The following is a 17,991-nucleotide window of genomic DNA, read 5'->3' as shown; positions in this document are numbered from 1 at the left end:
TCTCGTTGTCGCGATGCGGCCCCTCGGGGCTCGCCCCAGGGGCAACGCCCCTGGGTTCTGAGTAACGGAATATCGAAGGCTATGGAAAAAATCCCGATGACGTTTGCGGGTTATACCCGCCTCCAGGAAGAACTGAAGCATTTGAAGGTCATCGAGCGGCCGGCCGTGATCAAGGCCATCGCCGAGGCGCGCGAACACGGCGACCTGTCGGAAAACGCGGAATACCACGCCGCCCGTGAACGCCAGAGCTTCATCGAAGGGCGTGTCATGGAGCTTGAGGACAAGATCAGCCGGGCCGAGGTGATCGACGTCAGCAAGCTGACCGGCAACGCCGTGAAGTTCGGTGCCACCATCCGCCTCGCGGATGAGGACACCGATGAGGAGTCCACGTACCAGATCGTCGGCGCGGACGAGAGCGACATCAAGAACGGCTTCCTGTCGATCACCAGCCCGCTGGCCCGCGCGCTGATCGGCAAGCATGTCGGCGACAATGTCGAAGTGACGACGCCCGGCGGCTCAAAGAGCTACGAGATCGTCGAGATCGCTTTCCGCTGACGCGGGAACGCACTCACGACACATGAAAGAAAGGCCCCCGCCGGATAACCGGCGGGGGCCTTTCTTTCATGGCGATCGCTGGATCGGGGCAAGGGACGAGGTTATTCCTCGTCGTCCTCGTCCTCCAAGATCTCCGGCCCGACGTCCACGTCGATGGGAACACCGGGGGTGTATTTGGACTGGCGGATGGCCAGGGCCGACTTCACGTGGCTGACGTTGGGGGCCGCGGTCAGCTTCGTGGTCAGGAAGCGCTGGTAGCTGTCCCAGTCGGCGGCCACGATCTTCAGCAGAAAGTCGGTTTCGCCGGCCAGCATGCTGCATTCCCGAACCTCGGGCCAGCTGTTGACCATGCCTTCGAATTTCTTCAGATCCGCCTCCGCCTGGGAGGACAGGCCGACCTGGGCGAACACGGTCACGCCGAAGCCCAGGGCCTCGGGATTGATGTCCGCATGGTAGCCCCGGATGAAGCCAGCCTCTTCCAGCGCGCGGACGCGCCGCAGGCAAGGGGGCGCAGAAATGCCGGCCCGCCGGGCAAGTTCCACGTTCGTCATTCGGCCGTCCGCCTGCAAGTCGCGCAGGATACGCCGATCAATTCGGTCGAGTTTGACCCGCCGCATGGTATTGTCTTGTGCTCCCGGGAGGGGTGGGGTGGAAAGGATATTACATAGAATGCCGTGCGCCCCCAGGCAAGAAAGATTGTTGCGCGCGAAACGGTCCCATCCTTTTGCGATGCGCGCTACAGTGCCGGCATGAACGCCCAGAGCCCCCTGGCGGCATCGGCCGCCGCCCCCACCCCGACGCCCGCAAGCCCGCCCACCTGCTGGGTTTTATCCGACGGCAAGGCCGGCATGGAAAACCAGTGCCTCGGCCTGGCGGAGGCGGTGGGCGCGACCCCGGTGGTCAAGCGCATCCACCTGAAGACACCCTGGCGGCAGCTCAGCCCCTATCTGCCGCTGAGCCTGGACAGTAGTCTGGCGCCCGACTCCGATCCCCTGGCGCCACCCTGGCCCGATCTGCTGATCACGTCGGGCCGGCAAGCGGTGGGGGCGGCCCTGGCGATCCGGCGCCGAAGCGGCGGCCACACCTTCTGCGTCCACATCCAGAACCCCGGCGTGCCCTTCGGCCTGCTGGATCTTGTGGTCATGCCGGCGCATGACCGCAAGGACGGACCCAACGTGGTGGAAAGCCTGGGGGCCCTGCACCGCGTGACAACGGCGCGCCTGGCGACGGAGGCGGCACGGTTCGCCCCCCAGCTGGACCACCTGCCCCGGCCGCGTGTCGCCGTGCTGGTCGGCGGTTCCAATGGCGTCTATCAGCTGACACCAGCGGTGACGGCGCAATTGGCGGACCGGCTGGCCGACCTGGCGCGCCGGGGGATGGGCCTGATGGTGACCCCTTCCCGCCGCACGGGGGCGGAGAACGAAGCGGTCCTGCGCCACCGCCTGGCCGGCCCGGATCTGCCCCCGAACGCGGCCGTGGTCTGGGACGGCACGGGTCCCAACCCCTATTTCGGCTATCTGGGCCTGGCCGACGCCGTGCTGTGCACCGGCGACAGCGTGTCCATGGTGTCGGAGGCGGCCAGCACCGGCAAACCCACCTACGTCATCGGGCTGGAGGGCACGTCGGCGAAGTTCGACCGCTTCCACGCGCTCATGGTGGAACGCGGTGTCACCCGCCCCTTCACCGGCGTTGTCGAGGATTGGACGCCGGCGCCGCTGGACGACACGCCGCGCGTGGCGGCCGAGGTGGTGCGACGCATGGCCGCCCGGCATTAGGGCCCCGACGGGACGCATGGGCACGGCCTGTGCTATGGTGCGTGCATCCTTGGCCGTCCTTTCCCGATGTGGCGGGCGATCATTGACCCCGATGCATCGCCACCCCATCTGGGGTGCGGTATTTGCGAACCCATCTCATCAAGAACGATTCTAAAGTACCGTCCCCTTTCGGCCCGCTGGGCGCCAGCCTAAAAGAAGCAGCACGATGATCGGCACCTCCTCCCCCTCGTCCGCCCCCCTTGGCGCCACCCCGGCCAACCGGACGACCGATCCCGGCCGGGCCATCGACCTGGACGCGTTCCGCGCCAAGCCGGTGGACCATAACCCCTTCGCCCATGTCATCATCCCCGGCTTCGTCCGGGCGGAGGTGCGGGAGGCCATCCACCGCGACTTTCCGGAGATCGCGCAGCCGGGCAGCTTCCCCGCGCGGGAACTGAGCTTCGGCCCCGCCTTCGCCGCCCTGCTGGAGGAAATCCAGGGACCGGCCATGACGGCGGCGTTCGAGGAGAAATTCGGCATCGACCTGACCGGCCATCCGACCATGGTGACCGTGCGCGGCCGGGCCAAGGCCCAGGACGGCCAAATCCATGTCGACAGCAAGAGCAAGATCATCACCGTGCTGATCTACATGAACCCGGCCTGGGAAACCGCCGATGGCCGCCTGCGCCTGCTGCGCGGGCCGGAGAGCCTGGACAACGCGGTGGCCGAGATTCCGCCGGCCGAGGGCACCCTGCTGGCCTTCGTCAACGGCCCCACCGCCTGGCACGGCCACACCAGCTTCGTCGGCCCCCGCCGGGTCATCCAGTTGAACTGGGTGCAGGACGACGGCGTGGTGAAGCGGGAGCAGTTCCGCCACGCCTTATCGGCCAAGATGAAGCGGCTGAACCCCTTCCGCTGAATCTGTGAAAACGGCGCGTCTGCCCGTATAACGCCCTGATGCGTCACCGCCGGCCGGCTCAAGGGCCGGCGGTCCCCTCGTCATTTGGACCCGTCCATGCCCCTCAAGATCGAAACCTTCAGCAACGTCACCGGCGGCAGCAGCTACTTCAAGGCCATAGGCCACCCGCTGGCGGCGGAACCGGCGCAGGCGCTGCTGGCCGATCTGCGGGCGGCCGGCCGGGTCGCCGTGTACGACCCGCTGAACATGCTGGAGCCGTTCGACGAGATCCACCACCTCACCAGTGTCGACGTGGTGGCGGTCTACGCCCAGGACGTGGCCAAGATCGGCCAGCCGCTGCTGGGTCGCCCGGCGCAGCCGGTCACCGCCCTGGCCGGGACGGCTGTGGACGCCGTGTTCGTGGCCGCCTTCGATGCCGATCGGCTGTTGGCCCACATCCGGCACCTGATCCCCGCCGGCGCCAAGGTCTATTCCCTGGACCCGCTGAAGCTGCCGGAGGAGTTGCTGACGGACCGCCGCACCTACCTGGCGCCGCTAAACTTCGCCACCAACTACGCCTTCTTCCGCGATGGCGCCGGCCACCACACCCGGGTGGTGACCGCCAACTACTGGTCCAGCTATGGCGCCGCCGAGCCCTATCTATGGCTCTGCCTGTTCGGGGAGGATGGCCAGGTGCTGGCGCGCTGGACGCAGGAGCTGCCGGGCGCCGACGGCACCGTGGTCATCGACAGCGCCGCCGTGCGCCGGAAGTTCGACTTGGCCGACTTCACCGGCCAGCTGTTCATCCATGTGGTGGGGGCCGCCGGCCACGATGTGGTGAAGTACGCGCTGGACACCTACGGTGACGCCGCCGACACCCTGTCCTGCACCCACGACGCCAACGCCTGGCCGTCGGACTTCTATGCGGGATTGCCCGCCCCGCGCACGGACGAACGGGTGATCCTGTGGGTGCAGAACAGCCACCCCTGCTCCATCCCCGCCGGTGCCGTCGCCCTGAACCTGATGGGCCACGACACGGCCGTGGCGCTGGACCGCGAGGTGCCGCCCTACGCCACCTATGCCCTGGACGTGGCCGACCTGCTGCCCGACGCCCGCTGGCCGCAGCAGGTGGAGATCCGCGCCGGCAAACATTTCGTCCGCCCGCGCTATGAGGTCATCCGCACCGATGCCGCCGGCGCCACCCGCCACCGCATCGCGCATCCGAATGTGGAGCGCGTGGACCTGAAGCCGGACCCCAAGCTGGCCACCCTGACCAACCTGATGGGCAAGGGCTTCATCCTGCCCGCCCCCATCTTCCCGGCCGGCCGCTTCCGCACCATCGCCCTGCCCACCCCCATGGGCACGACGCAAACGCACCTGCCGCTGACCGCCATCGTCTATGACGCCGATGGCACGGAGGTGGCGCGCCGCGACCTGGGCCGCCTGCCCCGCGACCATGAGACGGTGTTCGAGGCGGCCGACATCCTGGACGGCAAGAGCCTGCCCTCGGGCTATGGCCACCTGGAACTGATCTATGACTTCGCCGCCGGCGAGAACGACGCCGACGGCTGGCTGCACGCCCTGTTCCGCTATGAGGATGGTATCAGCGGTCATGCTGCGGAAACCAGCTTCGGCGCCCACATGTTCAACACGGTGCTGACCTACAAGAATGAGCCGCAGTCCTATTCCGGCCGGGCGCCGGGCCTGTCCACCCGGCTGTTCCTGCGCACCGGCATGGCGGCGGACGTGGACACGCTGTGCCACCTGATCTACCCCGCCAGCACCCCCTGGAACGCGCGCTCCAACACCGCGCTGATCCTGATGACCAAGGACGGGGAGGAGGTCGCCCGCCGCATGGTCGCCATCGCCTGCTCCGGCAGCTTTCACTTCCGCGTCGGCCAGACCTTCACCAGCGGTGAGATCAAACAGGCCGGCCGCGACGCCTATGTCCTGATCCGCGACACCACCTGCCGCCTGTTCGGCTATCACGGCCTGATCCGCGAGGGCGCCCAGGGGGCTTTCGCGCTGGATCATATGTTCGGGTTCTGAGGGTGGGGGTGGCGTTGCGAGCAAGCCGCACGGTTGCGCCTTGTTTCAGCTTGGGTGTCTAATGCCTCCATCCACTCCGCTTCTGCCCACCGCTGGGAGCATTTGGACATGGCCACGATCGACTATAGCCACATGACGCCCGCCGAGAAGCTCTCCCTTATTGGCGAGATTTGGGAAAGCATCGAGGCCGACGCGATTCCCCTGACCGAAGCGCAAAACGCCGAAATCAAGCGACGGCTTGATACGCTGGATGACGATATCCGTCACGGCATCGATGCTGACGCCTTGGAGGCGGAGATTGACCGCCGCTTTCCGTAATGCGGGTGATCCTCACACCTCAGGCACAGGCTGAATACATCGAAGCGATTGAATGGTATCGGCAGCAGGCGCCCGGTCTCGATAAACGCCTTCGTGCAGCCTTTACCGATACGCGCAAACGGATCGCCGCCGGTCCTTTGCGCTTCCCGGCAGCGATTGCGGACACCCGCCGTGCCCGGCTCCGGGACTTTCCATACCTTGTCGTCTACCGGCTCGCGGGTGATACCGTGCAGGTGATCGCCTTTTTCCACACCAGTCGCAGCCCGCGGCGGTGGCAACGCCGGATGTGACGGGGAGCCCCCAGTAAGGAAAAGGGCCGGCGGATCTCTCCGTCGGCCCTTTCCCATTGACGCATCGGGATGTTACTGCGCGCTGGCGCTTTGCTTGGGCAGGCTGCCAACGGCCTCCAGCACCTGGGCCTCGGTCAGGATCTGCGGCCAAACGTCGGCCTCCGCCTGGCCGGGGCGGTAGAACAGATAGAGGGGCACGCCGCTGCGGCCGTGGGCCTGCAGCACGCGGGTGATCTCGGCATCGCGGTTGGTCCAGTCGCCCTTGAGCAGGGCCACGTTGTGGGCCTTGAACGCGGCGTGCACCGTGTCGCTGGACAGGGCGACGCGCTCATTCACCAGGCAGGTGATGCACCAGGCGGCGGTGAAATCCACCAGCACCGGGCGGCCATCGGCGCGCAGCTTGTCCAGGGTGGCGGGGGAAAAGGCCTCGAACCCATCCGTCATGGCCACGGCCTTGCCGCCCGCCGCCGGGGTGGCGTTGCCTCCGGTCTGTGGCGTCACGCCCACCACCGCCAGAACCAAGGCAACCGCGGCGCCGATAGCCCCGGCGCGACGCCCCCAGCCGTCGACATAATGGGTGGCGCCATAGAGCCAGGCGGCAAAGCCCACCAGCACCATGCCCACCAGGATGCAGACCATCCCTTCCGCCCCAACCTGCACCGCGAACACCCAGACCAGCCAGGCGGCGGAACCATAGAGGGGGAAGGCCAGCACCTGCTTCAGCCGCTCCATCCACGCGCCGGGCTTGGGCAGGTGGCGCAGCAGCCAGGGGCTGCAGGCCAGCGCCAGGAAGGGCAAGGCCATGCCGAAGCCCAGGGCCAGGAAGACGGCCAGCGCCACATACCAGGGCTGGACCAGGGCATAGCCCACAGCCGCCCCCATGAAGGGCGCCGTGCACGGCGTGGCGACGACGGAAGCCAGCACGCCGGTGAAGAAGGAGCCGGCATAGCCGTCCCCCTGGGTCAGCCCCTGCCCCACACCCATGAACTGGTCGCCCACGGTGAAGACGCCGGACATGCTGAGGCCCAGCAGCAACATGACATAGGCCAGCACCGCCACCACCAGGGGCGACTGCAGCTGGAAGCCCCAGCCGATTTCCTGCCCACCGGCACGCAGGGCCATCAGCACGATGGCGATGGCGGCGAAGCAGGCCAGGACGCCGGCGGTGTAGACCAGGCCGTGCACGCGGGCGTGGGCGCCCTGGTGGCGCACCAGGGCCATGGCCTTCATCGACAGCACGGGGAAGACGCACGGCATCAGGTTCAGGACCATGCCGCCCAGGCACGCGAACAGCACCGCCTGCCACAGGGGCAGGGCGGCACCGTCGGCAGAGGTGGCAGGGGCCGCTGTCCCACCCGCCGGCGTCGCCGCTGCGCCCTCGGCGGGAAGGGCGATGGCCAGCGCCTGGGTGGTGGGCTGCCCGTTCACCAGTTCGGTCACCTCCAGGATGCCGCTCACCGGGCCGGGCTTGGCGCGGCCCGTGGGCTTCAAGGTCAGCGTCAGGCCATCCTTGGTGACGGACAGCGGCTGCGGCGCGCCAGCCTCGACCAAATCGGGGTTCTCGGCGAAGAAATAGGCATCCTTGACCTGGGCCTCCGTCAGGCCGGGGGCGGCCAGGCGCAGGGTGACGGCGGTCTTGGTGCTGCTGACGCTGGCGGCATAGGGGCTGGGCACCGGCAGGGCCGCCCGCGCCTCCGCGAACAGGGACGCCACGGCCGGGTCAGCACCTCCGCTGGCGGTGACCGGTACATCCAAAGTCAGGGTAGCGTCCTCGGGCACGCAGACATCGGCGCAGATCAGCCAGTTGGCGGCGGCGGTCAGGGTGACGGTTTCGCCGGGCTTGGCATCGGCCGGCACGTCCAGGCGCGCCAGGATGCGCGTGGCCTTCTCATAGCCGTAGTTGACCAGCGGCCCGGTGGTGAAGCGATGCGGGGCCGGGAAGGTCAGCGGCCCCGCCGACCAGCCCACCGGCAGGGTCCAGGTGACCTCCGTCGGCAGGCCCGAGTCGCCGGGATTGACCCAATAGGTGTGCCAGCCCTCCTGCAACGTCTGGTCCAGCGCCACCCACAGCGGCTGGCCGGGAACGGCGGGCCCCTCGGCCACCAATTGGCTGAGGGTATGCTCGGTCTTGACCGGGGCGGCGAGCGCCGAACCGCCCGCCAGGCCGGCCAGCGCCAAGAAAGCCGCCATCCATTTCCTGAAACCGCCCATCACCGCCGCATCCCACAGTTCGTCCACAAAACCCATCCCCCTGATGTAGTGCATGATGGCGCCCGCCGCCATGGGGGAATGGCCGCACGTCCAAGCCCAGCCGCCCCGATGCGGAAGCAAGGCTGCGCGGCCCTCTCTGTGACGTCTGCCGTTGAGCGCCGGGCCGCTTGCCGGTATCGTCCGCCCCGACGTGAACTTCCGCGCCTGTCCCACCATATCTAGAGGGCGGCGAGGGCCCGGCCCCCAATGAAGGGGGCCCCCTCCCCGGCCAGGAACAGTTTCCATGACCACCCATCGCACCAAGGTCCTGATCATCGGCGGCGGCCCCGCCGGTTACACCGCCGGCATCTACGCCGCCCGCGCCAACCTTCAGCCCATCCTGGTTCAGGGCATGCAGCCGGGCGGCCAGCTGATGATCACCACGGAGGTGGAGAACTACCCGGGCTTCGCCCAGGCGGTTCAGGGTCCCGACCTGATGGAACAGATGCGTCAGCAGGCGGAGCATGTGGGCACCACCCTGGTCTACGACGTCATCACCTCCGTCGATTTCAGCCAGCGCCCCTTCGTCTGCAAGGCCGACAGCGGCGACGAATTCGTGGCCGACACCGTCATCATCGCCACCGGCGCCCAGGCGCGTTGGCTGAGCGTGCCCGGCGAGCAGGAGTTCCAGGGCGCCGGCGTGTCGGCCTGCGCCACCTGTGACGGCTTCTTCTTCCGGGGCAAGGAGGTCGCGGTCATCGGCGGCGGCAACACCGCGCTGGAAGAGGCGCTTTACCTGACCCACCACGCCGCCAAGGTCACCCTGATCCATCGCCGCGACAGCTTCCGCGGCGAGAAGATCCTGCACGACCGCGTCTTCGCCAACCCGAAGATCGAGGTGCTGTGGAACCACAAGGTCGAGCGGGTGCTGGGCAAGGGCGGGGCCGCCGACGGCGGTTTCGACATCAACAACCCCAAGCAGGTCACGGGCCTGGCCCTGACCAACACCGTCACCGGCGAAGGACGGGAACTGCCGCTGGACGGCGTGTTCGTCGCCATCGGCCACGACCCGGCCACCGCCATCTTCAAGGGGCATGTGGAGATGGATGACGAAGGCTATGTCGTCACCGCCCCGGACAGCACCCGCACCAACGTGCCGGGCGTGTTCGCCGCCGGCGACGTGAAGGACAAGGTCTTCCGCCAGGCGGTCACCGCCGCCGGCATGGGCTGCATGGCCGCGCTGGAGGCGGAACGCTTCCTCGGCGGCCACTGACCGCCACCCAGGCTCCCGAGTCAGGGGGAAGGGCGCCCCGCCCTGGTACGGCGGCGCCCTTCTTTGTACCGGTGTATGGTATCCGTTCAGGGGATGAACGGTTGGGCGTTGCCAAAACGGCACGCTATGGGGCTAAAATGCCTTATCAGTCTATGGCCTAACCGTGTGGACACCCACAATCGGTAGCGTCCCGGACAAGCTGGGTATATATTCTTTGCATGGCGGCCCGCTTGAGGCCGTCATTTCCGACGGTCCCGCCCTGCGGGACCGCAACGTCTTTGACGCATAAGGACCGGGAATGGACTGGGACAAGCTTCGCGTTTTCCACGCGGTGGCGGAGGCCGGCAGCTTCACGCATGCTGGCGAGACCCTGAACCTCAGCCAATCGGCCGTCAGCCGGCAGATCAGCGCGCTGGAGGAAAGCCTCCATGTGCCGCTGTTTCATCGCCATGCCCGCGGCCTGATCCTCACAGAACAGGGCGAGCTGCTGTACCGCACCGCCCGCGAGGTGTTCGCCAAGCTGTCGATGACAGAGGCGATGCTCTCGGAAAGCAAGGAACACCCCAAGGGCCCGCTCAAGGTGACCACCACGGTCGCCTTCGGTTCCACGTGGCTGACGCCCCGCATCCGGGAATTCCTGTCGATCTATCCAGACGTGCAGTTGACCCTGCTGCTGGACGATAACGAGCTGGACCTGTCCATGCGTGAGGCGGACATCGCCATCCGCATGGTGCCGCCGCGCCAGCCCGACCTGATCCAGCGCCACCTGATGACGGTGCGCACGCACCTTTACGGTCACCGCACCTATCTGGAGAAGCGCGGCACGCCGGAAACGGTGGAGGAACTGCAGAAGCACGACCTCATCGCCTATCCGTCCGACGCCAAGGCGCCGGTGCCCAACATCAACTGGCTGCTGGCGCTGGGCGACCCGCCGGGCGGGGAGCGCGACACCATCTTCCGCGTCAACAGCCTGTACGCCCTGTACAAGGCGGTGGAGAGCGGCCTGGGCATCGCGGCCATCCCCGACTACATCATCTCCGAAAGCAATCCCGACCTGGTGCGCATCCTGCCGGACGTGACGGGCCCGCGCATCGACGCCTACTTCGTTTATGCCGAGGAACTGCGCCATTCCAAGCGCATCGCGGTCTTCCGCGACTTCCTGGTCAAGAAGGTCGCGGAAACTTTCCCCGCGACGCATGCGCCTACCGCATAGCTGAGACGGCTAATCACCCCTTTAAACGGGGCATCAAAAGATTAAATATCTGGTCATCGGATGTTGCGACGCAGCATCCGATGTTTCCTCCAGGATGCCCGTCCTGGAGTGGGCCTTCGGGCCCAACGTCTCCCAGACGTGAAGCCTCCCTGTTCAACTCGCCGGTAAGTCATCGACTTACCGGCAGTTTTTTTACTAGGTGGTTTTAAAGTAACCCGCTGGGGTTACCACCAGGCTTCTGTGAAACGCCACGGACCTGGCACTCTGGTTCACTTGCCTGATCCAAAACAGCCGTCGCACATTCCACGCCGGGATGAGGACGGGTTGTTGCCGTTTTTTGCGCCCCATCCAGGCCTTACAGGAAAAAGGCCACGCCGATATGTGGCGCCTCTGTGGAATATAAGGATAGGGACGAAAAATGACTGGCCCAGCCATGTGGAATGCGACATCGGTCGCCCGATTCCCCTTGCAGATTCAAAGCAACAACTTGCGCCTTCTGCACGACTATTGGGAAATCATGCGCGGTGATCGCGCCTTTCCCGAAACATCCGAAGTGGATGTGGTGGATCTTCCAATGTCGCCCGGTGGCGTGATGCTGGTGGACGTGGCGCCCAACCAGATGGCCTTCACCCTGCACTGGGTGGGAACGGACTATGTTTTATGGCTGCGCCGGGAATCCACCGGCCTGCAGCTGGAGGACCTGCCCCCCTCCCCCAACACCGTGCCCTTTGCGCAAATGCTGAGACGGGCCGCTGATAACTGCCAGCCCCAGGCCCGCAGCCTGCCGGCCGCGCCTTCCATGAACATTCCTGCCGTCGAACTGGTGGTGCTGCCCCTGGGCGGCCCGGACGGCAAGGTGGCCCGCCTGCTGGTCGGCTGCGCCTTCGACCGCAAGCGCCGGGGCTTGCAGGTCATCGGCTGATTTTTTTGCGGTGCAGCTGGTAACGCTATCAACTGGCTCGCCATGGACCAACGCGGCGGGCACTGCTAACCTAAGCCAACGGCCAATCGACAGGCCCACGGTCCGCGTAAAGGGCTCAGCCCAGTCGATAGCATCCTCTCCTCCCTGACTTCCTGCCCGATCATCGCGGACCCCGGGCCCATGGAAGGAAGGCTATCATGACCGACAAGTCGCCCGGCGACACGCGGCAAAGCCCCGTGCGGGCACTGCCCGCCCATCCCAATCTCGACCATCTGCGCAAAGAGGCGAAACGACGCCTCAAGGATTTGCGCCAGTCGGCACCCGGCGCCTTGCTGGCTGAGGCGCAACGCGATGTGGCCCGCGATTACGGGTTCACAAGCTGGCGCCGGCTGGTGGCCTTGCTGCGCCCTATCGCCGCCAATACGCCTGAATTGCCTTATGACTGGGGTTGGGATTTGGCACGCATGACGGCCGAAGCCCACGCCCGGGGAGATGGCTCAGCGGTGGAGTCGGCTTATCGCGCCCTGATCGCGCGGAACCCGGCCGGTCTGGCGGAATTGGAAGCGAACTTCGCCCTATTCCTGTTAACCCGCCCTGACGGCAGGGCTGAGGCGCGCGCCATTTTCCGCCGGCTGCTGCGCATGCCCACCGCCACCATCCTTGCCCTTTACGCCACCTTCGCCCAAGCCGCCGGCATGGTCGACCTACAAGGGCGGGAGGAGATTTATCGCCGGGCCTTGGCCATGGGCGACAACCTGCTGGCCGCCCATCATTACGCCGCCTTCCTCTGGCATGAACGGGGCAACCCAAGCGAAGCCCTGCGGTTCGCGCGCATCGCTGCGGAAGGCGATACCCCCCATCCCCTCGCCCAGGCCATTTACCAAGGCATCTACGCCACCATGGCCTGGCGCAACGGCGACGCGGTCACAGCGGAAACCTGGTTTCGCCTGGCGCGGACCCGCTCCAAGGGCGACGTGTATGCCACCCTGGCCTTTGCCCATATGCTGACGGCGACAGGGCGGGAATCGGAAGGCCTTAAGCTGGCGGCGGAGGTGGCGACACATCCCCGCCTGGCCGACCTCGGCCCGCTCTTATCAAGCTGGTTCACGGCGGCCGTGAATTTCCTGCGCTACGCCCATGGCGACGCGGCCCAACAGGACGCCGCCCTCCTCGCGCTGGAAGACGCCCCCGTCCCCGCACAGGCCGCGTCTGATACACTCGACTTGTGGCGGACGGTTGAGACAGCGATGGCTAATGGTCACCCGGCGCCACAACGGTTGATCGCGCTGGCGCAAAGCCTTACCGGCCAAAGAACTCCTTCAGGCGCATGACGGCGCTGTCCAGGATGGCGTCCTGCTTGCTGAAGCAGAAGCGGATGAGGTGGGGGGGCGCGTCCTGCTCATAAAAGGCGCTGACCGGGATGGCGGCCACGCCGGCGTCGGTGGTCAGGCGCCGGCAAAAGGCGGCGTCATCCTCGGCGGCGCGCCGTCCGCCAACGCCGCTGATGTCCGCGACGACGAAGTAGGTCCCCTGCGACGGCAGCACGGGCAGGCCGGAGGAGGCCAGACCCGCCGACAGCCGGTCGCGCTTGGCCTCCAGCGCCGCCGCCAACAGGCCAAAATAGGCATCGTCCTTGGCCAGACCATAGGCCACGGCCGCCTGAAGGTTGGGCGGGGTGGTGAAGGTCAGGTACTGGTGCGCCTTGGCCACCGGCTGCAGCAGATCCGGCGCCGCCGTGACGTAGCCCACCTTCCATCCCGTCAGGGAGAAGGTCTTGCCGGCGGAACCGATGCGTAAAGTCCGCTCCCGCATGCCGGGCAGCGCCATCAGGGGAAGGTGGCGGCGACCGTCGAACACCAGATGCTCATAGACCTCGTCGCACACCGCCAGGCAGTCGTGGGCCATGATCTGATCGGCCAGCAACTGCAACTCGTCGGCCGACCAGACCTTGGCCGCCGGATTCAAGGGGTTGTTCAGCACCACCAGCTTGGTGCGGGAGCTGAAGGCGGCGGCCAGTTCGTCCGGGTCCACGGTCCAGCCCGGCGGTTGCAGCCGCACGAAACGGGGAATGCCGCCGGCCCGGCGGATGATGGGGACGTAGCTGTCGTAGAGCGGCTGGAACAGCACCACCTCGTCGCCCGGTTCGATCAAGCCGAACAGACAGGCGGCCAGCGCCTCGGTCGCACCGGAGGTCACCATCACCTCGCGCTCCCAATCCACCTCCAGCCCGTAGAAGCGCGCGGCGTGGGTCGCCACGGCCTGGCGCAAGGCTGGCAGCCCCATCATGGGCGGGTACTGGTTATTGCCTTCCAACAGGGCGCGGGCGGCCACCTGCAGCACATCCTCCGCCCCCCGGTCGTCCGGGAAGCCCTGGCCCAGGTTGATGGCGTTGTGCGTGGCCGCCAGCCGCGACATGGCCTCGAAGATGGTGGTTCCGTATCCCGACAGGATGGCGTTGCCCGATCGCACCCAGTTCCTCCCAACTTTTTCAGCCCCGCGCGGCGGCGCTTATGGTCCTGGGCAAACAGGCAATGGTCAAGGTGCTGAAAAGCAAAGGGCCGAAGCGAAAATCACGCTCCGGCCCATCGGCAAAAAGAAAGGGTGATTCAGGCGTTGCCGGCGGGCGCCTGCAACGCCAGGGCACGAGCGCTGTCGTTGGCCGCAACGTCGTTGGCCGCGGCCAGCACCTTGGCGGGCACCCGGACTTGGGCGGCACGGTGACGATGGCGCCAGGCGTCAAAGCGGCCGAACAGGGGGCGAACCAGGCGCGGGGCGTGGTCGCGGGCCCGGACATAATGCCGACGCGCGGAAACGGAGCTGCGCAGCACCATCAGGCCACCCACCGCCAGCAGCGGTGTGGAGACCGGGCCGGGAATGGGCAGGGACAGTACACCCAGGCCCATGACCAGCCAGCCGGACGCCTGCAGCGCCGGACGGCGCAGGCGGGCAATCTCAACCCTGGGCAAGCTGGCAACGGTCAACATGGGGATGGTCCCGGCGGAAGGTCGCGGCGTCGGATCGGCCGCGTGATCAGTGATGGCGGCAGATTTGGCCGAAATTGAGATGGAAGCTAGGCCCCCGCGGGGCAATGCCGATTTGTGTGCGCTGCAACCCATTCAGGTGATCCGATGGAGAGGCCACCAAACCAGGGGGGACGCCAAAAGAGAAAGGGCGGAACCCAAGGATTCCGCCCTTTTTCCAATCATGCCGCCGGGCCATGGTGGTGGCCCGAAGCCATCGTTACGCCGCCGGCGGCGTCCAGCGCAGGACTGGCTTGCGCGCCGCCGCGGTCTCATCCAGGCGACGACGCGGAGTGTAGCGGGGGGCCGCCAGGAAGTGGGTGGCATCGCCCGCCTTGGCCTTACCCGCCAGGTGCCGCATGGCGCCGACGAACTGGTCCAACGTGGCCTTGGACTCGGTTTCCGTCGGCTCGATCAGGAAGGCGCCGTGCACGACCAGGGGGAAGTACATGGTCATGGGATGGAAGCCTTCGTCGATCATCGCCTTGGCGAAGTCGAGGGTGGTGATGCCCGTGTCCTTCAGGAAGCGGTCATCGAACAGGGCCTCATGCATGCAGTAGCCGTCGAACGGCACGCTCATCAGGTCCTGCAACCGCGCCTTCAGGTAGTTGGCGTTCAGCACGGCGTCGCTGGAAGCCTGGCGCAGGCCGTCGGCACCGTGGCTCATGATATAGGCCAGGGCGCGGACGAACATGCCCATCTGGCCGTGGAAGGCCTTCATGCGGCCGAAGGGCTTGGCCGCCCCGTCCACCTCGCCCGCATGCTCCACCAGGCGCAGGCCGTCCTTGCCATGCACCACGAAGGGCAGCGGCGCGTAGGGGGCCAGCGCGTCCGACAGGACCACCGGGCCGGAGCCCGGACCGCCACCGCCATGCGGGGTGGAGAAGGTCTTGTGCAGGTTGATGTGCATGGCGTCCACGCCCAGGTCCGCCGGGCGCACCCGGCCGACGATGGCGTTGTAGTTGGCGCCGTCGCAGTAGAAATAGCCGCCGGCGGCATGCACCGCGTCCGCGATCTCCTTCACCTGGGGCTCGAACAGGCCGCAGGTGTTGGGGTTGGTCAGCATGATGCAGGCGACGTCGGGGCCCAGCTTGGCCTTGACCGCCTCGACACTGACGCGGCCATTGGCCTCCGCCGGGATGGCGTCCACGGTGAAGCCGCAGAAGGCCGCCGTGGCCGGGTTGGTGCCGTGGGCCGATTCCGGCACCAGCACGCGGGTGCGGCTGGTCTCGCCCCGGGCCTGCAACGCGGCGCGGATGGCCATCAGGCCGCACAGCTCGCCATGGGCACCGGCGGCGGGCGACATGGCCACGGCCGGCATGCCGGTCAGGGTCTTCAGCCAGTGGGCCAGCTGGTCGATCAGCTCCAAGGCGCCCTGGACGGTGGACTGCGGCTGCATCGGGTGGATGTCGCCGAAGCCCGGCAGGCGCGCCAGCTTTTCGTTCAGGCGGGGGTTGTGCTTCATGGTGCACGAGCCCAGAGGGTACATCGTGCTGTCGATGCCCAGGTTCTTCTGGCTGAGGCGCGTGTAGTGGCGCACCACCGTCGGCTCCGACAGGCCGGGCAGGCCGATGCCCTCGCGGGCCTTCAGGCCGCCCAGGCGAATGGCGACGGCCGGGGCCGCCTCCAGGTCCACGCCGGTGACGCCGGGGTTGTCCAGTTCGAAGATCAGCGGCTCTTCATGCACCAGCGCCCGGTTCCCCGTGTAGGTGGCCACGTCGGTGCCGGCGGCGGATTCCACGTCCGGCGTGGTCTTGCGTCCTTGGGTGTTCATCACTTCGACCCTCCCAGGGCCTGAACGAGGGCGTCCATGTCGTCTTCGGTGGTCGTCTCCGTCACCGCCACCAGCAACAGGTCGGCGAGGTCCTTCTCGCCGGGGTGCAGGCGGGAAACGGGCACGCCGGCCAAGAGGGGTTCCGCCGCCAGCCTGTCCACCAGCACGGCGGCGTCGCCCTTCACCTGGACAGTGAACTCGTTGAAGAAGCCCTGGTTCAGCACGGTCACGCCGGCCGCGGCCAGCTTGTCGGCCAGCTGCACCGCCTTGGCATGGTTCAGCCGCGCCAGGCCGGTGAAGCCCACCTCGCCCAGCAGCGACAGGTGCATGGTGAAGGCCAGCGCGCACAGGCCGGAGTTGGTGCAGATGTTGGACGTGGCCTTCTCGCGGCGGATGTGCTGCTCGCGGGTGGAGAGGGTCAGCACGAAGCCGCGCTTGCCATCCGCGTCCACCGTCTCGCCGCACAGGCGGCCGGGCAGCTGGCGCACGAACTTGTCGCGGGTGGCGAACAGGCCCAGGTAGGGCCCGCCGAAGTTCAGGCCGTTGCCGATGCTCTGGCCCTCGGCCACCACGATGTCGGCGCCCATGGAGCCGGGCGACGGCATCATGCCCAGGCTCACCACCTCGGTCACCACCACCACCAGCAGGGCGCCCTTGGCGTGGCAGGCCTCCGCCAGCGGGGTCAGGTCGGCGACATGACCGAACAGGGTGGGGTTCTGCACCACGACGCAGGAGGTCTTGTCGTCGATGGCAGCCGCCAGGTCCTCGATTCCCTTGGGATCAACCGGCAGGGTCACCAGGTCCACGCCCAGCACACCGGTGGTGGTGGCCGTCACGTCGCGATAGTGCGGGTGCAGGCCGCCGGACAGCACGGCGCGGTTGCGGCGCGTGACGCGGTTGGCCATCAGCACCGCCTCGGCGCAGCCCGTGGCGCCGTCGTACATGGAGGCGTTGGCCACATCCATGCCGGTGATCAGCGCCACCTGGGTCTGGAACTCGAACAGGTACTGCAGGGTGCCCTGCGTCACCTCGGGTTGGTAGGGCGTGTAGCTGGTGAGAAACTCACCGCGCGTCAGCAGCTGGTCCACCGAGGCCGGCACATGGTGGCGGTAGGCGCCGGCGCCCAGGAAGCTGGGGCAGCTGCCCGCCGGCACGTTGCGGGCGGCCAGGCGCGACAGGGCGCGTTCCACCTGCAGCTCGCCCTGGTGCGCGGGCAGGCCGGCGATGGGCTGATCCAGGCGGGCCGCCGCCGGCACGTCGCCGAACAGCGCGTCCACCGACGGGGCGCCGATGGCCGCCAGCATCTCCTGCCGGTCGGCCTCGGTAAGGGGCAGATACCGCATCAGTGCTGACCTTCCACGAAGGCGTCGTAGGCGGCCTGGTCCATCAGGCCGTCCAGCTGGGCCGGGCTGGCCAGCTTCATCTTGAAGAACCAGCCGGCGCCCTGCGGGTCGCTGTTGACCAGGGACGGGTCATCGACCACGGCCTGGTTGCCCTCGACCACCGTGCCATCCACCGGCGCGAACACCTCGCTGGCGGCCTTCACCGATTCCACCACGGCGGCGTCCTTGCCCTTGGTCAGGGCGCGACCGGCCTCGGGCACCTCGACGAACACCACGTCGCCTAGCTGGCTCTGGGCGAAGGTGGTGATGCCGACGGTGGCGACGTCGCCGTCCAGGCTGATCCACTCATGGTCTTCGGTGAAACGGATGGTCATGATTCTGCTCCTCGGGGG

The 17,991-nt window shown here is 67.3% G+C and carries 17 protein-coding genes; 10 read left to right on the top strand and 7 right to left on the bottom strand.

Annotated elements, in window-relative coordinates:
• Window positions 1-81 precede the first annotated feature (81 nt).
• Window positions 82-555, top strand: coding sequence for a transcription elongation factor GreA (gene greA, locus UCD39_RS22810; RefSeq protein WP_145617113.1), 474 nt, complete (start codon window positions 82-84; stop codon window positions 553-555).
• A 101-nt stretch (window positions 556-656) separates the two neighbouring features.
• Here greA and UCD39_RS22805 read toward each other — a convergent pair whose 3' ends face one another.
• Window positions 657-1,172, bottom strand: coding sequence for an Lrp/AsnC family transcriptional regulator (locus UCD39_RS22805; protein WP_330498002.1), 516 nt, complete (start codon window positions 1,170-1,172; stop codon window positions 657-659).
• A gap of 132 nt (window positions 1,173-1,304) precedes the next feature.
• On the opposite strand from UCD39_RS22805, the gene UCD39_RS22800 reads away from it, so the two are divergent.
• From UCD39_RS22800 to UCD39_RS22780, 5 genes are all read left to right on the top strand, one after another.
• Window positions 1,305-2,330 carry a mitochondrial fission ELM1 family protein gene (locus UCD39_RS22800; protein WP_330498001.1) on the top strand — a complete coding sequence of 342 codons (1,026 nt, stop codon included), beginning with the start codon at window positions 1,305-1,307 and terminating at the stop codon, window positions 2,328-2,330.
• A 205-nt stretch (window positions 2,331-2,535) separates the two neighbouring features.
• On the top strand, window positions 2,536-3,228 hold the full coding sequence (locus UCD39_RS22795) for a 2OG-Fe(II) oxygenase (protein WP_145729699.1): 693 nt from the start codon (window positions 2,536-2,538) through the stop codon (window positions 3,226-3,228).
• A 96-nt stretch (window positions 3,229-3,324) separates the two neighbouring features.
• Window positions 3,325-5,256 carry a hypothetical protein gene (locus UCD39_RS22790; RefSeq protein WP_330498000.1) on the top strand — a complete coding sequence of 644 codons (1,932 nt, stop codon included), beginning with the start codon at window positions 3,325-3,327 and terminating at the stop codon, window positions 5,254-5,256.
• 108 nt (window positions 5,257-5,364) lie between these two features.
• Entirely contained in the window at window positions 5,365-5,574 is a 210-nt protein-coding gene (locus tag UCD39_RS22785) for an addiction module protein (RefSeq protein WP_330497999.1), read from the top strand.
• Window positions 5,574-5,864, top strand: a complete 291-nt coding sequence (locus tag UCD39_RS22780; RefSeq protein WP_145729702.1) for a type II toxin-antitoxin system RelE/ParE family toxin — start codon at window positions 5,574-5,576, stop codon at window positions 5,862-5,864. Before UCD39_RS22785 ends, UCD39_RS22780 begins: the two co-directional genes overlap by 1 nt.
• Window positions 5,865-5,936: 72 nt before the next feature.
• Here UCD39_RS22780 and UCD39_RS22775 read toward each other — a convergent pair whose 3' ends face one another.
• Window positions 5,937-8,054 carry a protein-disulfide reductase DsbD family protein gene (locus UCD39_RS22775; RefSeq protein ID WP_330497998.1) on the bottom strand — a complete coding sequence of 706 codons (2,118 nt, stop codon included), beginning with the start codon at window positions 8,052-8,054 and terminating at the stop codon, window positions 5,937-5,939.
• A 304-nt stretch (window positions 8,055-8,358) separates the two neighbouring features.
• Here UCD39_RS22775 and trxB point away from each other — a divergent pair, with 304 nt between their 5' ends.
• The 4 genes from trxB (at window position 8,359) to UCD39_RS22755 (ending at window position 12,793) form a co-directional block, all read left to right on the top strand.
• Window positions 8,359-9,327, top strand: a complete 969-nt coding sequence (gene trxB / locus UCD39_RS22770) for a thioredoxin-disulfide reductase (RefSeq protein WP_330497997.1) — start codon at window positions 8,359-8,361, stop codon at window positions 9,325-9,327.
• A 298-nt stretch (window positions 9,328-9,625) separates the two neighbouring features.
• On the top strand, window positions 9,626-10,540 hold the full coding sequence (locus tag UCD39_RS22765; protein WP_145617095.1) for a LysR family transcriptional regulator: 915 nt from the start codon (window positions 9,626-9,628) through the stop codon (window positions 10,538-10,540).
• A gap of 418 nt (window positions 10,541-10,958) precedes the next feature.
• Entirely contained in the window at window positions 10,959-11,462 is a 504-nt protein-coding gene (locus tag UCD39_RS22760; protein ID WP_330497996.1) for a PAS domain-containing protein, read from the top strand.
• Between the two features lie 197 nt (window positions 11,463-11,659).
• A complete protein-coding gene (locus tag UCD39_RS22755) occupies window positions 11,660-12,793 on the top strand; it encodes a tetratricopeptide repeat protein (RefSeq protein WP_330497995.1) in 1,134 nt (377 codons plus the stop codon).
• Here the strand turns inward: UCD39_RS22755 and UCD39_RS22750 are convergent.
• From UCD39_RS22750 to gcvH, 5 genes are all read right to left on the bottom strand, one after another.
• The gene (locus UCD39_RS22750) at window positions 12,762-13,931 is read right to left on the bottom strand and encodes an aminotransferase (protein WP_330497994.1); all 1,170 of its coding nucleotides are present in this window, start codon (window positions 13,929-13,931) and stop codon (window positions 12,762-12,764) included. The two genes, UCD39_RS22755 and UCD39_RS22750, sit on opposite strands and share 32 nt — an antisense overlap.
• Window positions 13,932-14,068: 137 nt before the next feature.
• Window positions 14,069-14,446, bottom strand: coding sequence for a hypothetical protein (locus tag UCD39_RS22745; protein ID WP_330497993.1), 378 nt, complete (start codon window positions 14,444-14,446; stop codon window positions 14,069-14,071).
• Between the two features lie 256 nt (window positions 14,447-14,702).
• Window positions 14,703-16,256: an aminomethyl-transferring glycine dehydrogenase subunit GcvPB gene (gene gcvPB / locus UCD39_RS22740; protein WP_330497992.1), complete on the bottom strand. Its 1,554-nt coding sequence runs from the start codon at window positions 16,254-16,256 to the stop codon at window positions 14,703-14,705.
• Window positions 16,256-17,599, bottom strand: a complete 1,344-nt coding sequence (gene gcvPA, locus UCD39_RS22735) for an aminomethyl-transferring glycine dehydrogenase subunit GcvPA (RefSeq protein ID WP_330497991.1) — start codon at window positions 17,597-17,599, stop codon at window positions 16,256-16,258. Before gcvPA ends, gcvPB begins: the two co-directional genes overlap by 1 nt.
• A complete protein-coding gene (gene gcvH, locus UCD39_RS22730) occupies window positions 17,599-17,973 on the bottom strand; it encodes a glycine cleavage system protein GcvH (RefSeq protein ID WP_442943692.1) in 375 nt (124 codons plus the stop codon). Before gcvH ends, gcvPA begins: the two co-directional genes overlap by 1 nt.
• Window positions 17,974-17,991 lie beyond the last annotated feature (18 nt).

Source organism: Nitrospirillum karajorum (assembly GCF_036348415.1).
Lineage (GTDB): Bacteria > Pseudomonadota > Alphaproteobacteria > Azospirillales > Azospirillaceae > Nitrospirillum > Nitrospirillum amazonense_B.
The sequence above is the reverse complement of the archived record's forward strand: the minus strand, read 5'-3'. Positions and strand labels throughout refer to the sequence as shown.